The 14431-nt window shown below is 67.6% G+C and carries 19 protein-coding genes; 18 read left to right on the forward strand and 1 reads right to left on the reverse strand.

Annotated elements, in window-relative coordinates:
- The first annotated feature begins 139 nt into the window (after window positions 1-139).
- Together ACT89H_RS29035 and ACT89H_RS29040 are read left to right on the forward strand one after the other, a co-directional pair.
- The gene (locus tag ACT89H_RS29035; RefSeq protein ID WP_445111856.1) at window positions 140-1072 is read left to right on the forward strand and encodes a tyrosine-type recombinase/integrase; all 933 of its coding nucleotides are present in this window, start codon (window positions 140-142) and stop codon (window positions 1070-1072) included.
- Window positions 1073-1203: 131 nt separating this feature from the next.
- A complete protein-coding gene (locus ACT89H_RS29040) occupies window positions 1204-2040 on the forward strand; it encodes a hypothetical protein (protein ID WP_445111857.1) in 837 nt (278 codons plus the stop codon).
- Between the two features lie 16 nt (window positions 2041-2056).
- Here the strand turns inward: ACT89H_RS29040 and ACT89H_RS29045 are convergent, their stop codons facing one another.
- Window positions 2057-2749 (reverse strand): GntR family transcriptional regulator, encoded by a 693-nt coding sequence (locus tag ACT89H_RS29045; protein WP_445111858.1) that lies wholly within the window; start codon window positions 2747-2749, stop codon window positions 2057-2059.
- Window positions 2750-3365: 616 nt separating this feature from the next.
- Between ACT89H_RS29045 and ACT89H_RS29050 the strand changes: the two genes are divergently transcribed.
- From ACT89H_RS29050 to ACT89H_RS29125, 16 genes are all read left to right on the forward strand, one after another.
- Window positions 3366-3638, forward strand: coding sequence for a hypothetical protein (locus ACT89H_RS29050; protein WP_445111859.1), 273 nt, complete (start codon window positions 3366-3368; stop codon window positions 3636-3638).
- Window positions 3632-3787, forward strand: coding sequence for a hypothetical protein (locus ACT89H_RS29055; protein ID WP_445111860.1), 156 nt, complete (start codon window positions 3632-3634; stop codon window positions 3785-3787). Before ACT89H_RS29050 ends, ACT89H_RS29055 begins: the two co-directional genes overlap by 7 nt.
- Complete coding sequence (locus tag ACT89H_RS29060) at window positions 3784-4128, forward strand: hypothetical protein (protein WP_445111861.1); 345 nt, start codon at window positions 3784-3786, stop codon at window positions 4126-4128. Before ACT89H_RS29055 ends, ACT89H_RS29060 begins: the two co-directional genes overlap by 4 nt.
- Window positions 4125-4451 carry a hypothetical protein gene (locus tag ACT89H_RS29065; protein ID WP_445111862.1) on the forward strand — a complete coding sequence of 109 codons (327 nt, stop codon included), beginning with the start codon at window positions 4125-4127 and terminating at the stop codon, window positions 4449-4451. Before ACT89H_RS29060 ends, ACT89H_RS29065 begins: the two co-directional genes overlap by 4 nt.
- Window positions 4448-4861, forward strand: coding sequence for a hypothetical protein (locus ACT89H_RS29070; RefSeq protein ID WP_445111863.1), 414 nt, complete (start codon window positions 4448-4450; stop codon window positions 4859-4861). The genes ACT89H_RS29065 and ACT89H_RS29070 overlap by 4 nt, the downstream gene beginning before the upstream one ends.
- Complete coding sequence (locus ACT89H_RS29075) at window positions 4858-5913, forward strand: hypothetical protein (protein WP_445111864.1); 1056 nt, start codon at window positions 4858-4860, stop codon at window positions 5911-5913. Before ACT89H_RS29070 ends, ACT89H_RS29075 begins: the two co-directional genes overlap by 4 nt.
- The gene (locus tag ACT89H_RS29080) at window positions 5910-7907 is read left to right on the forward strand and encodes a type IV secretory system conjugative DNA transfer family protein (RefSeq protein ID WP_445111865.1); all 1998 of its coding nucleotides are present in this window, start codon (window positions 5910-5912) and stop codon (window positions 7905-7907) included. The genes ACT89H_RS29075 and ACT89H_RS29080 overlap by 4 nt, the downstream gene beginning before the upstream one ends.
- A 39-nt stretch (window positions 7908-7946) precedes the next feature.
- Entirely contained in the window at window positions 7947-8567 is a 621-nt protein-coding gene (locus ACT89H_RS29085; protein WP_445111866.1) for a hypothetical protein, read from the forward strand.
- Window positions 8568-8590: 23 nt separating this feature from the next.
- The gene (locus tag ACT89H_RS29090; RefSeq protein ID WP_445111867.1) at window positions 8591-8956 is read left to right on the forward strand and encodes a hypothetical protein; all 366 of its coding nucleotides are present in this window, start codon (window positions 8591-8593) and stop codon (window positions 8954-8956) included.
- A gap of 35 nt (window positions 8957-8991) precedes the next feature.
- Window positions 8992-10500, forward strand: coding sequence for a hypothetical protein (locus tag ACT89H_RS29095; RefSeq protein WP_445111868.1), 1509 nt, complete (start codon window positions 8992-8994; stop codon window positions 10498-10500).
- A gap of 1 nt (window position 10501) precedes the next feature.
- Window positions 10502-10918, forward strand: coding sequence for a hypothetical protein (locus tag ACT89H_RS29100; RefSeq protein WP_445111869.1), 417 nt, complete (start codon window positions 10502-10504; stop codon window positions 10916-10918).
- Window positions 10915-11256: a hypothetical protein gene (locus ACT89H_RS29105; protein WP_445111870.1), complete on the forward strand. Its 342-nt coding sequence runs from the start codon at window positions 10915-10917 to the stop codon at window positions 11254-11256. Before ACT89H_RS29100 ends, ACT89H_RS29105 begins: the two co-directional genes overlap by 4 nt.
- Window positions 11257-11258: 2 nt before the next feature.
- Window positions 11259-12293, forward strand: a complete 1035-nt coding sequence (locus ACT89H_RS29110) for a toprim domain-containing protein (protein WP_445111871.1) — start codon at window positions 11259-11261, stop codon at window positions 12291-12293.
- Between the two features lie 29 nt (window positions 12294-12322).
- A complete protein-coding gene (locus ACT89H_RS29115) occupies window positions 12323-12730 on the forward strand; it encodes a hypothetical protein (RefSeq protein ID WP_445111872.1) in 408 nt (135 codons plus the stop codon).
- 3 nt (window positions 12731-12733) lie between these two features.
- On the forward strand, window positions 12734-13654 hold the full coding sequence (locus tag ACT89H_RS29120) for a DUF2637 domain-containing protein (RefSeq protein ID WP_445111873.1): 921 nt from the start codon (window positions 12734-12736) through the stop codon (window positions 13652-13654).
- Between the two features lie 199 nt (window positions 13655-13853).
- Window positions 13854-14033, forward strand: a complete 180-nt coding sequence (locus tag ACT89H_RS29125) for a hypothetical protein (protein ID WP_445111874.1) — start codon at window positions 13854-13856, stop codon at window positions 14031-14033.
- Window positions 14034-14431 lie beyond the last annotated feature (398 nt).

The following is a 14431-nucleotide window of genomic DNA, read 5'->3' on the forward strand; positions in this document are numbered from 1 at the left end:
CTCATAATCCATTGGTCGCGGGTTCGAGCCCCGCCCGCCCCACAAACCCCCTCTGAGCAGGGGGTTTTTGTTTTTCTGGAGAGGTTTCGATCTAGAACAGCGCTCGTCCACGAATAGATTATGGCTGTAGCATCGTGGGATGGGGAGCACTTCGCTGGACGATATCCGCGAGCTGGCCGACGACTTCGCGACCGAGCTGCGGCGCAAGAACCGCGCCAAGAAGACCATCGATGTCTACTTGGTCCACATCGGCTACTTCGCCGATTACCTGATCTCTGAAGCTCTGCCGACGGACGCGCCCGAGATCACCCGTGATCACATCGGCGGGTACATCGAGACACTGCTGTCGAGGACGAACCGCCGCACCGGTGAGCCGCTGTCCCCGCAGTATGCGCGCAGCCAGTACCGGAGCCTTCAACAGTTCTTCAAATACCTTGCGGCCGAGGAGATCATCGACTCCAACCCGTTCGACAGGTTGAGTCTGCCGGACGCTCCGGACAAGCTCGTGCCAGTCCCGAGTCTCGAATCCCTGCGCGCCCTGCTCGACCAGTGCGCCGGAACCGACTTCGATTCGCGCCGGGACAACGCGATCATCCGCCTGTTCGCGGACACAGGGTGTCGCTGCGGCGAGGTCGCCAACCTCAGTCTGGACGATCTCGACTTCGAGGAGAACAGCGCATTGGTCGTAGGCAAGGGCGGTCGGCCGCGATCGTCACCGTTCGGCGACAAGACGCGCATCGCACTGCGCCGGTACCTGCGCGCCCGCAATCAGCATCAATTCGCGAAGAAGAGCGACCGGCTGTGGCTCGGTCGGCAGGGTTCGATGACCGACCACGGCATACGGCAGATGCTGGAACGCCGTGCCGAGGCCGCGGGCATCGACCACATTCACCCGCACATGCTGCGCCACTGGTTCGCCCACAACTGGCTCGCCAATGGCGGCCAGGAGCAGGACCTGATGATGCTGGCCGGATGGCGGTCGAGGCAGATGCTCGATCGCTACGGCAAGTCCGTTGCCGACGAACGTGCAAAAGCAGCCCACCGCCGAGCACGTCTCGGGGACAAGCTGTAGGGACGTACAGGCACCTGATGGGCGTGACGTCCGCTGCCGTGTTTTGACTTCGGTGAGACTTGAACAATGAACGCATCAGCTGTCGTGCATTCGGCACCACCAGTCAAGGCTGCGCGGGCACTATGGAGTCCATGACTGGGTTTGTCCTCTCTCCAGATCGTCGCGACCAGTTGGCAGCGCTACTCGGTGACGAGCAGCGACTCCGGGCCGAGTACCCGAAGGTGGCCGACTACCTGGACACGGCGCCGATGATCCCCGGCAGTGGTGACGATCAGGCCGACGCTGCATTCGACCTTCGATTCGTGAACTACATGACCGGAGACGACACTCAGAGTCGAAATCCCTACTGGGATATCGTTGCCCCTTCGGTTTCCCACCGTGACGGTCGTCGGGTAGTCGATGGCGGGCGCTCGCAGGGCAGTGCGCGACTCGCGTTTGCACAGACGATTCTGCAAGCGGTCTACGCCTACGCCATACCGTCGCCGGAGACGATCGCTTGGATGACGGACTTCTGCGCCGGTCGGCCCGTGGTCGAACTCGGCGCTGGCCGCGGCTACTGGGCGGCGCAGCTGGCTGCTGCTGGTCTAGACGTCGATGCATACGACTCCGAACCGCCGGATGCGACCGCGAATATCTCGTTTCCCAGTGCATCTGGTCAGCGTGATATCTGGTGTCCTGTAAGTGATCTTGTGTCGTTCGCTGAGCGAACTAGAGGTCGGAACGACCACGTGTTGTTCCTGTGCTGGCCGCCGGGCTGGGGCAATGAGATGGCATCGAAAGCGCTCGACGAGTTCAGCCGCGCCGGAGGCGATCGACTCCTGTTCGTCGGCGAACCCAAGGGCGGCAAGACTGGCGATGACGCCTTCTTCGATGCCCTGACATCAGGGTGGAAGCTGGAATCTGAAGACTCGCAATATGTCTCGTGGTGGAACCTTGCCGATGTAGCACAAGGTTGGGTTCGCCGCTGACCCTCGCTTGACCGCCCTATTCGGTGGGGGACTGCTTCAGCTGTTGCTTGAGTTCCATGCGGAACACGAATGCGTCGTACCGATCCCTGGGATAAGAGATCTCGGACAGCATCAGTACGTCGCCGCCTGGACCGAGATACCGCTGGCGAACCGTTTTGACGAGGTCACCGGCGGGAGTGCCGAGCCATGTCGCGTGTGACGCCAGCGGAATCCGGTCGGCCACGGTCTCCTCGAGGACGGTGGCAGCCGTGATGTCCGGAGCTCCGATCGGTTGGTAGGTGTCGGAGATCGAGATTGGCCGGCCGTCCTCGGTCGCGCGGGTGACTGTGTGAAGCACCTCGTCCCCAACTGGGATCGCGAATGCATCGGCAATCTCTTCTGATGATGCAAGATGCTTGCTCTCGCGCTCGATGCGAATCTCCCCGTCAGATTCATGTGTGAACGTGTCTTCGGGGTCTTCCATCTGCCGTTCGGGCGCGACCCGAACGAGGTTCGGATGGTCGGTAATGAAGGTGCCACGGCGGGGGACGGTACGAACGAGCCCTTGGCGCTCTAGCAACTGTATGGCCTGGATGATGACGATCTTCGACACGCCATGCCGTTCGACCAGTTCGTTGAGGCTCCGCATCTGGGTGCCAGCAGAGAGCGCCCCACTACGAATCTGACGAGCGTACTCCGCTGCGATGGAGACGTATGCAGGTTCTGCCATGAGCTGAGTCCTTCCAGACGCGCGCACTCGGTTATTGAAAATCATTTCTATCTTACACAGCTGTATATGCACACGGAGCATATCCGGCCAGTCGCGCTCTCACGCGATCGGCCGCAGGTCTCATCTGCGAGCCATGAGCGCGCATAGCTGTGCATAGACTCTTGTGCATACACAGTTGTGCATATACAGTTGTCTTGTTGTCGCTGGCAGCGGCCAGCAACAGCTCCAACAAAAACTCCCCGACGGTTGCCGCCGCCGGGGAGTCATCACCAAAGCGGGTTGCCGCCCGCTTCAGCCTTTCTGCACTTCAGATGGATAGGAGTCCCTGAAGCATGTCAAGTGTAGATCCCGCGCGCCCAACGCCGACGGTCAGTGACCAGCGCGAACGCGCAGCATGCGCCACACTCGGCGCCCCCGAGAACGTCTCTCTGCCAGACGATTTGATCAATTTGCGGCAAGCGGCCAGCCTGGCGGGAGAGGTGCACCCGACAACGGTTCGTCGGTGGATCGCCCGCAGCATGTTGAAGGCTTACCGACGTCGCCCATCGCGCGTGCTCTACGTCAGTCGGGCCGAGGTTGTCACCTTGGTACAGCCGGTTGAGTCCGGTGGTGCGGTATGAGCACCCCAGTTGAGCGGACATTGCAGGCGCGGATCGCGGCGCACGAGTCCTGGGCGAAGACCTCCGATCGTGCCGCGCGCACTGCGAAGGCGCGAGCGGCGATGGCAAGCAAGTTCGACCGCCTTGTCGACCCGGACGGGCTGTTGAGCCAGGAGGAGCGTGCGTACCGCGCTGATCAAGCTCGGAAGGCTCATTACACGCGGCTTGCATTGAAGTCGGCGCAGGCCCGCCGTCGGCGCGGTCGGAACCGCAAGGACGGTGAGTGCTGATGCGAGCGCGGACGTTCGGTCTGGCGGTTGCCGCTATCGCGGTCGGCTACCTCGTGCTGACCGCGCCTGAGGTTGTCGGTTTCACGGTGATGTTGCTGGGCGCGATCGCGTTCTGGCGGTCGTCGAGGCGATGGAAGGCCCGGCGATGAGCACACCGTGGCGGCAGGACCCGCCTGTTCAGGGCTACACGGTCACGCATTTCGACCGCCGTGGTGGTCATAACCCGTTGCATTCGATGGCTGGTCCGGAGTTCACCGGGACCAGTGCGGTATTCGCGCCGCTGGGGTTGTTGCCGCCGATGGTGCGGCTGGCCGCGTTCGGTGTGCTGCTGCTCATCGGGATGGGCGGGTGCACGGCGGCGTGGATCGATCAGCAGGACTATGTGCCGTCGCCGAACATCTGCCGCCCGCTGAACGCGGGGGTTCCGCCGGAACCGGCGGGGTCGTGCGTGCCCCGTTCGCAGCTGCCGTCGCAGGTGGTAACGCGATGAGCACTGAGAACGAGCGTCGCCGCGAGCACGCGGAGTTGGAGGCGGAGTTCCAGCGCCTGGACACCGCTCTTGGCGTGTTGAGCGACATGCTCGACGGCGCTGTCGAGTCTTCGCGGGCGAAGGACTGGACCGGCATCGCGTTCGAGAGGTCGCGCATCGCACAGACCGACGCGATCAAGCAGGTCCATGCCGAGCAACGCGCGGTCTGGGATCGGCTGCTGGATTACCGGCACGGCCCGGAGGTGGCGGCCCAGATCCGAGCCCGTGTCGCCGAACGGGATGCCGAGCAGCGGCGTGCGCAGCGTCCGGGGCGGTCGCGATGAGCAGCCGTTTTCATGATCCAGACGGCCACCGGTTCGGTATTCCGACCTGGCCGTGGGGTTTGGCGCCGCAGCATTTGCGGACCCGTCGCCAGCTCGCGCGGGAGGGCAAGAGTCCGAGTGGTGAGTACGAGGCGCAGGTGCTGCGGGCGCGGGGTGGGTCGCGAGGGCCGCTGAAGGCACACCTGTACGACGCGGAATCGGCCGTGCCGAAACGAGTCTCGACCGAAGCGCAGCTGGAGGCATTGCAGCTGGCGCGGTGGACGCGCTCGGCGATGGCCGCGGAGCGGCGAGGGGTGGACGCGACGGAGATGCGCGAGTTCATCGCGCAGGCCCGCACCGACATCGCCCAGCGCCGCCGCGCGGCCGGTCACAGCCGCGACTCGCGGCAGGGAAGGGAGCGAACCCGATGAACCACAACAAGGAGAGTCACGGCGCGGATCTCGACGAGTCCATCACCGCGTTGCGCGCCTCGGGAATGGGCTACCAGAAGATCGCCCGCACTCTGGGCATCCGTGCCCGTCGGGTGGAGGTGACGCTCGGGGAGGTCACGCGATTGCACGGTCGCGGGCTCAGCCAGGCCGAGATCGGGCGTCGCGTTGGGCTGCCTCGCACCACCGTTCAGGCTCTCATCCCTGACCGGCGGCAGCGGTCGACAGCGCGGAAGACGTCGGTGTTGGCGGCGTTGTCGGAGATGAACGGGATGCAGCGGGACACGTTGGGCTGGTTCCTGGGGATGGAGCGCAACCACGTGTACGCGCTGGTCGCCGACCTCGTCCGCGACGGCGACGTGTACGAGCCGGAGGAGGTTCAGGCGGGGGAGAAGTGGGTGGTGCCCACCCGCGTGACCGCGGCCCGCTTCTTGGGTTGGCGGCCCAGTGATTGGCGTCCGCGGTTGGCGTTGGCCGAGCACTACCGGGCGGTGGCGCAGGCGCGGGTGATGTTGGTCGGTTCCGATCCGCAGCTGTGGGTGTCGGAGCGGGTGCTGCGCCATCGTGTGCAGTCCGCCGAGGGCGGACCGCAGTCGAAGACCCCGGTGTCGACTGGTCGCGAGCCGCGACTGGGGCGCACCCATATCCACGACGGCCGGTTTCTCGGTGTTCGGGAGGGTGTCCACGGTTGGTGGGCGCTGGAGGTCGAGCTGTCGAAGAAGCAGCCGGAACACATGGACATCGCGTTGCGGGGCGCGATCCGCGCCGCCCGTGACAGCGACGTCGAACCGATGGTCGGTGTGCTCTACCTGTGCCGGTCCCGAGCCGTCCGCGACAACGTCAACGCCGCTTCCGATCGGCTGCCGGACCAGGAGTTCGGACGGCTGGAACTGCATCTGGTGGTCAGCGATTTCGACGTGGAATGGGCCGCGTGGCTCGAGAAGTACGCGCAGTTGCGCGAGGCCACCAAGGCGGCGAGCCCGAATCGTCGGCGCCGCAACCTCATTCATCTCTCCCAGCAGGAAGCGTCATGAGCAACTGCCAGCCGATCATCACTCCCCAGGACTGCCACCCCATCGGCAGCCCGCAAGTCCCCACGACCGGACAGCCGGACATGCCGCCAGTGGAGCCGGGCGCCGGTAGCGGCCCGCTGGTGCCGGAAGCCCCGCCGATCCGCCACGTCGAGGGCTGGGATCTGCCGACGCTGGAGTTGTCTGCGGTCGGTGACGCGGCCTCGACAGCGACGGTGTGTGGTGTCGTGGTCGTGGCGATGCTGGTCATGATCGTGGCGGTCGCGGCGCGGTGGCCGCTGGCGCCGCACCGGTTGCGGAACTTCGCGATCGGGTCGCTGCTGCTGCCCGCGGCGTCGGCGATGGCCGGCGGATCGTGGATCACGCCCGCTTCCCTGTTGTGGTCGGGTGCGGCGCGGGTCGCCGACGGCGATTTGGGTGGGCTGCGCACGATGGTCGTGCTCGGTGCCCCGGTGGCCGCGTTGGCGGCGACGTACTGGTGGGCGTCGTTCGTGCACAAGACCAACACGGTCGGGTTGAAGAACCTGGGCCGCACCGAGCGGGTGCAGGCAGCTTTGGCGGCGCGGCAGTTCGCTGGGGCCGCTCGGTCGGCGCGGTCGGTTGGTGCTCCGTTCACCACGGCGGATGGGATTGTGCTGGGGCCGCTGGCGGATCGGCGTTCGGCGCACCCTCTGGGGGTGTGGTCGGAGCTGACCGCGCGGCATCAGGCGTGGATGGTGGTGCCGCACAGGGAAGCGCGCCGCCAGATGGCCGCGTTCGGCACGACTGGGTCGGGCAAGACGGAGCTGCTCAAGCGGTACGCGGTCGGGATGCTCGAATACGAGTGGAACGCCTGGCAGCGGTGGAAGGACGTGCCGGGCATGCGGGGCAAGCACCCGCGCCCGCTGCTGGTGGTCGTGTCCTGCAAGGGCGGCAACGACGACAAGGTTCTCGGCCACGAGTTGCGCGAGATCGCCCAGCGCCGCGGTATCACGGCCGACCGCATCGCCGAGGTTCCTCACGGCGCCCGCCTGAATGTGTGGGCGATGCGCGCCCGCGACCAGCGCGCGGTGCTCGGCGACATGCTCAACGCCGGACAGGCGTCGACGTCGGAGGGCCAGCACTTCGACGAGCTGCGCCGCCGCATCGTCTCCCTCGTGGTCGATGCCCCGGCCGGGCCGCCCCGCTCGAGCCGGGAGTTCCTGAAGCGCTTGAATCCCGAGACGCTGCTGGATCTGTGGGGCAACGCCCCGGATGTGAAGCGGATGGTCGAAGCCCTTCAGTCGGAGAAGGTCGACCAGCTCGCCGACATGCTGATCAAGGCATCCAACCTGTTCGACAGCCTCCAGGGTGAGGACGGGCGGATGGTGTTCGACGACGGTGTCGACCTCGACGACCTCGACGTGCTGTATGTGACCGTGCCCGGCCTGGACAAGGACGCCGCCCGCGCCCAGGTCGCCGCCATTCTGCGGATGCTGATGCAGCGCGCGGCCCGCACCGCCAAGGACCAGCGTCGCAGCGTCACCTTGATCATCGACGAGCTGAGCGCGCTGACCACCGGCCAGGGCTCGATCGGGCTGGAAGAGGTGTGCGAGCGGGGCCGCTCCCAAGGGGTGAGCGTGCTGTTCGCCGCCCAGAGCCCCGAGGGTGTCGCCGGGGATCAGTGGGCGCTGGACCGGATCTTGAAGTCCTGCGCGGGTGGGGTGCTGCTGGGCTATGTCGAGAACGCCGGAGAGCTGTGCAAGCACTTCGGGTCGGTCCGGCACATGCTTCCGTCGCGGCACCTGATCAAGGGCCAGCGCACCGGCGACGAAGGTCAGGTGTCGGTCGGTGAGAAGTGGCTGGTCGACCCCGACCGTGTCCGCCAGTTCGACACCGGTCAGTTCGTCTACGCCAAGGCCGGACGCGCCCAGTTCGGGCACGTCGTGCCCGTCGACCCCGCCACCGTGCGCCCGCTGCCCGGCACAACCCGCCCCGATCCCCAGGCCGAGACGGTCACCGCCGACGCGATTGCCTGACCCCTCGCTTTATCCGAAACCGTTTGAAAGGCAACCCCTATGCGCATCATCCGACCCCACGACGACAACGACGACGAGGGCCAGCGTCGGCCCGACCCCGCTGCCACACCGACCGATCCCGTGATCGCGGGCGAGCTGTTCGCCGACGAAGTCGAGGACTGGCTGGCCGGTATCGCGGACCTCGACACCGCCCCGACCGCCGCACCGGCACAGGCCGAACGGCCCGCTGGACACACCGGGCCGGTGCGCCGGGCCGCGCTGACCGTCGTTCCCGACCTCGACGCCGAACCCGCCGAGCAGGCCACCGCTGCGGTGGCGCCGGTCCCGGCGCGGTCACGGACGCAGACCGCGCGGCGCACCGCGGCAGCTTCCGCCGTTGTGGTCGGCGCGGCCGTGACCGCCGGATGGGGTGAGGGGCCGCTGGTAGTCGGTCCGCTGGCCGTCTACGGCGGCGCGTGGGTGGCCTACCTGTGGTGGAACGCCGCCCACCGCCCGCCCCTGCCGCAGGCCATCAGCACCGTCACCGCCGGTGTTAGCCACGCCGTCGCCGCCGTCGCGACCGCCATCGTCGGGCTGCTGCGCGCCCTGGTCGAGCGCATCGACCGCGCCCGCACCCAGCACGAGACCAACCGCACCACCACGACCACCCCCGCCCAGTAACCCACTACAAGGAAGGAAAACCGTTGAGCACCAACCCAATTCCCGACGATCCGATCCGCACCGCGCCCGCTGATCTGTACGAGCGCCTGCACGACGTCGACGACCGGATGTACCAGCTGCGCCGCGAGATCAGCGAGATCCGGCGCGAGTACGCCGCCCTGCGGCGGCATCCCGATGCGTTGGCGGTCGACACCCTTGGCGATCCGATCGACCCCGCCGACGCCGCTCTCGGCGCGGAGACCGCGCTGGCGATGGCGGACGAGAAGTTGGACGCCGCCGATATCTGGCTGACTCGCGCCCGCGGCCGCTACGCGACCCGCCTCAAGCTCACCGACGCCGCCGCCGACGAACTCGACCGCCGACGCCACCGCGTCGAGCGGACCCGATGAGCCCCGACAACACCCACTGGAAGGAACCCATCACCATGTCCGACCGTAGTCCTGAGGACGAGATGATCGCCGAGGCCCGCAAGTTCGCGCGATCGCTGCCGGAGCTGACCCGCCTGCACGCGCAGGCCCGTAGCTTCTTGGAGCGCCGCAAGATTCGCAAGCAGATCAGCCGGACGCTGCGCGAGCAGCGCCGCGAGGCCGAGGTGATGCGTAAGCATCAGCTGACCTGGACCAGCCAGGCTATCGACCGCTACCGCGTACACGTCCAAGCGGTCGCGGCCCGCGCGAACGACCCGCGCGTGGACCATGACCGGCGCGCCCGCGACGCTCACGCGCTGGCCGAGCACCGCAACCGCCTGGCGGGCGGCTTCATCGGCAACGAGCACCTGACCCGCACCGAGCAGGGCATAGCCCTCGACGGGTTGGACTCGGCGACGATTTTCCCGCACTTCGAGGTCGGCAACCTCTTCGCCAAAGCGCACAAGGTCCGCGGCATCGACGCCCTGCGCTACCGCGCCCACGTCGCTCGTGAGACGGTCAACGCCCGCCAGCGCGCCGAGGTGCAGCGGGAGGGCTGGCAGCACAGCCTGGACGCCGCGCGCCGCGCCAACGCCGAGGAGTCGCTGCTGGCGCGGATCGACGCGGCCCAAGCCCACCGTCACCGCTACACCGCGGACATGACGTGGACCGACCCGGACGGCGGGAAGCTGACCGAATCCCGCTCGTTCGCCACCGAGCACAGCGCGACCAGCTGGTTGCAGCGCACCATCAGCGGCACGTCGTGGTCGGACGGCACCACCCTGGCGGTCGAGACCCGCGACACCCTCAACACCGCGAAGCAATACGTCGACCATGGCCGCCCCGAGACTGTCGCCGACCAGCTCGCCGCATGGGAGGCCGTGCTGCGGGAGCGGACGCTGTCCGGGCAGGTTCATCGCGAGCAGGCCGAACAGCCCGCCCGGCAGCGGGAGAACACCGACCGCGAACGTCCACCCGACACCGCGGGCGTCGACCGGCTGGCGCAGGTGGAGCGCCAGTTGAACGACATGGCCGCCGACCGGGACCGGCTCGATCACCGGGTGGGGTTGCTGCAGCGCGGCCTGGATGCGGTTACCGCCGACCGCGACGAGATTCGCCGCAAACTCGACTCCGCCGAGGGGCACATCGAGGCGTTGAAGAACCGCAACCTGCGACTGTCCGCCGAAATCGGCGAGTTGCGGGACCGGCCGGGTGTCGAGCAGCTGACCGCCGAGCGGGACCAGTTCAAGCAGGAACGCGACGAAGCCGTCCGCAAGCTCGTGCAGTCCACGCCCGAGCGCGAGCGTTACGGCAACCGCCAGCGCAGCACCGGCAACGGCGCGGCGCCGGAGCCGACCGCGGAGGCGGGGCGGCAGTCCAGCGACACCGGCCCGGTGGGCAAGCGCGCCAGCTACCTGCGCGACCTCGCCGGGACCGGCCGTGAGCAGGCCGGTCCGGACACCCAGTCCTGGCCACGGCCGGACCGCAACGGCGACGGCCGCAACGGTGTCGAGCGGAGCCGGTGATATGGAACGCGAGCACGAGGAAGCGATGCGCGCCGAGTTCGCCCGCTACACCCAGTTGGGTGACATGTACCGGCCGGGCACGACCGATGCCGGCCTCGGCCGCATCGTCGCGCAGCGCCGCGAGACCGATCAGCGGTGGGGCGAAGGGCCGCACGCCGAGCACTGGAACTACCTATCGGATGTCTATGCGGACTGGCGGCAGGCGCCGGACACCATGTTCCGGTTGCTCGACAACATCGACCACAACGGCGGTGATGGGGTCACCGACCTTCAGCACCGCAGTCTGCGCCAGGCCGGGCAACTGGCCGGCCGAAGCAGCGAGAAAGTCCGCGAGGCCGCCCGCCGCTACATCGACCACGCCACCTCCCCACAGCCCACACCCCGAGCGGGCCGCGCACAGGTCGAGCGGGGGCGGTGAGCATGCACATCGAGCACGAAGAAGCGATGCGCGAAGCATTCACCGAAGTCGACCGGCTCTCGCGGCTGCGGGACCGCCCCGGAGCCAGCGAAACCGAGATCCACAGCCTCTACGCCCAGCAAGAAGCGATCGACCAGGGGTGGCGCAACGGGCCGCATCCGGGGGAGTGGAAGTACCTGAAGGATGTCCACGACTTGTGGTCGCGCTCGCCCAGTGCCGTGCGGCGGATGCTGTCCTCGCCGGGCGCCGATTCGTTGAACGGGGTGCAGCGGCGCAGCATCGAGCAGGCCCGCATCCTCACCGCCGCCCAACGGCCCGAGATCGAGCGGGGGCGGTGACAATGACCGAACAGCCACCGCAGCAGGGACGTTCGTACGAGGTCGTCACCGCGGCGTTGATTCGCCGGGTGGGTCCGGCCAAGTGGCCACGGGAGCCGCAGCAGTGGACCAACTACCTGTGCCCGGTGCACGAGGGCGACGGCCACCACCACAACCCCAGCCTGGGCGTGCGATATGACCCCCGGCAGGGCAAAACGATGGTCCGCTGCTGGGCCCGCTGCGACGACCAGGACGTGCTCGACCGCATCGGGTTACGGGTGCGCGACCTGTGGGACCGGCTGCCCGAACGCACCAACCAGCAGGGTGCTGCTCGTCGGCCGCACGCGGCCGGCGGACGTCCCGCCCGCCCGGTCAGCGTCGCTTCCCCGGTCGAGAAAGCCATCCTCGCAGCTCGGTTCCCGCTGCCCGCCAAACGCGATCTGGGGGCCCAGATCGGGGAGCCCGAGCCGGTGGACACCTACGTCTACCGGTGGCCGGGCGGTCGTGTCGAGGGCGCGGTGGTGCGTCTGCACACCCCGCACGAGCACGGGCACGCCAAGAGCTTCTACCAGCGGCGCTGGACCGGAACCGAGTGGGTCAATACCGGTTTCGCTCCGCTGCCGTGGCAGCTGGGCGACGTGCGCGAAGCGCTCGACACCGGGCGTGAGTTGTACGTGTGCGAGGGCGAGAAGGACGTGCAGCGAGCCCGCCAGGCCGGGCAGCTCGCGACGTGCAACGCGATGGGCGCGGGGAAGTGGACCGACGACCACGCGCGCTGGCTGCGTGGCGCTGGCCGGGTGATCGTGGTCGCCGACCGCGACCGGCCCGGCTACCGCCACGCCGCCCAGGTCGCCGAATCCCTCGCCGACCGCGTCGGCGAAGTCCGGGTGTTACAGGCCCGCGACGGCAAGGACCTCTGCGACCACCTCGACGCCGGACACGACCTCGACGAACTGGAACCGGTCGCCTACCTCGACCGGCCCCACTCCCAGCGCAGCATCCACGACCTGCACCCCACGACCAGCCGCGGCCGGCCCGACCGGACCCGCGCCCGCTGAACACCACAACAGGAAGGACCCCATCCATCATGAGCACCAACACCTTCGGACAGCGTTTCCGCCGTGCCGCCCGCCCCGCGGCGGCGTTCACCAAGACCAGCAAGCCCGGCAGCACCGTCTACGGCCGCATCGTCGCCGCCGTCGAGGAACCCAAGTTGAAGTTCGGCGGCGCGCCCGGTGAGGTCGAACTCGACGAGGACGGCCAGCCGGTCATGCAGACCGTCGTCACCCTCGACAGCGGCGCCGGACCGCGCAACCTGTACGTGTCCTGGCGCATGGAACAGGCCATCGGGCTGGCGCTGGAGAACGCAGGCAGCGAGGATTTCGAGATCGGTGCGACGCTGTCGGTCACCTACACCGGTCCCGATCCGGAGTACTCGCGGGCGCGGCTGTTCACCGCCGTCTACACCCCGGCCGCCGCGAGCAAGGGTGCGTGAGTCGTGACCGGACTCCGCTCCGGTGCGGACGTGGTGCGCAGCAGCGATCCTGCTGCGCACCGCAGCGCACCAGACAGTGCACAGGCCGGTGCACGGACCCGCGAGCAGGTGTCGGCAATCCGGTTCTTCTGGGGTGAATTGCTGTTGGTCGCGGCGATGTCGATCGCGGGCAACCTCGTCCACGCATGGATCAACGCACCGGACGGCAAGCAGCCGGTCGCGGCGTTCGTCGCTAGTTTCCCGCCGATCGCGTTGCTGGCAGCAACCCACGGCGTCGGGCTGCTCGTGCGCGCCCAGAACAAGGCACGCCTGGCCTACTGGGCTGTTGTCGCACTTACCGCCGCTATCGCGGTCGGCGCGTTCCGGTTGTCGTTCGACGCCCTGCGGGAGCTGTCGATTCAGGTCGGGATGAGCGAACACCTGGCATGGCTCTTTCCGCTCATCATCGATGGGGCTATCGGACAGGCCACCGTCGCCCTGCTCGTGCTCGCACGCACCGACCACACCAGTAACGAACCGGCGGTGCGCACCGAGCCGGAACCAGTGCAGCGGCCCGAGCCGGTACGCACCGTCTCGGTGCGCGAGGTCCACACCGAGACCCGGTCGACCTCGACCGAACTCACCGCGCAGCAGGCGCCGCCGGAACTGCGCACCGCCGAACAGTCAGCGATCGAAGCCCCTACGCACCACACACCGGCGCCCGGTGCAGAAGTTGAACGGTGGGCACGGGTCGCCGAACTGCTGTGCAGCGCTGACCCGTCTGGGCGGCGTGACCCGGAGAAGGTGACCGAGATTCTGCGCCTGCGTCACGAGCAGAACTGGTCGCACGCGCGCATCGCCGAGCACGTCAGCCTCAGCTCGTCCTCGGTGACCCGCACTCTCACCGCGGCCCAGGAACACATCCAGGAAGGAGCCCACCAGTGACCAGCGTGGGTCAACCTCCGACTGTCCGGCGACGCCGACGCCATCGCCGCGGTGGCCGCGATGCTCACCGCCGCCGGACTCGACTTCCGGCTCGGCGAACGTGTCTACCCAAACCGCAACAGCTTCGGCGTTCGCGCATACGGTGAAATCGCCGTAGCCGACGCCGTCCCGGTGTCTCGAGGGAGAGGGGAACCCAGACATGAAGATCATCTCAAAGCCGGTGACGTACGAGCCGCCGCCAGAGCCGGACAGTTCACGGTTCACACGCATCAGGTTTGTTGTGGCAGGTTTCGAACTCATCGACATCACGATCGAGTCCGGCGTTCGTCCGGCGCTCAGCGCCCGGACTGCCAGCGCAACCGACGAGAACGATCAATAGACACAGCGGAGGTTGCCCACTTCAGCCCCCCGGACTCGCTCGAATCGACCTGAACAGCCGAAGGCCCGTCAGCCCGCCTGACGGGCCTTCGGCTATGTCCGGACCACCGTACTTGCCGGGACAGTGCCGGGATATTGACGGGACTTCGACGGGACAGTGCCGGGACATATCAAGTCCCGGCACTGTCCCGGCATGCTCAGGCCAAATATGCGTTTGACCTGGGGTGTTTTGCGCCGCCTCCTGCCCTGCCCGGCCGACACTCTCTATGGCTTCGCTGTTCATAGAGAGTGTCGGCCGGGCAGGGCAGGAGACAACACAAAACACAAAGAACAAAAGAGCAGGACCAAAGAGGGGAAAGGGAAACCACAAGGGATGAAAGGGAGGACCACAAGAGGGAG

This window comes from Nocardia aegles (genome assembly GCF_052545135.1).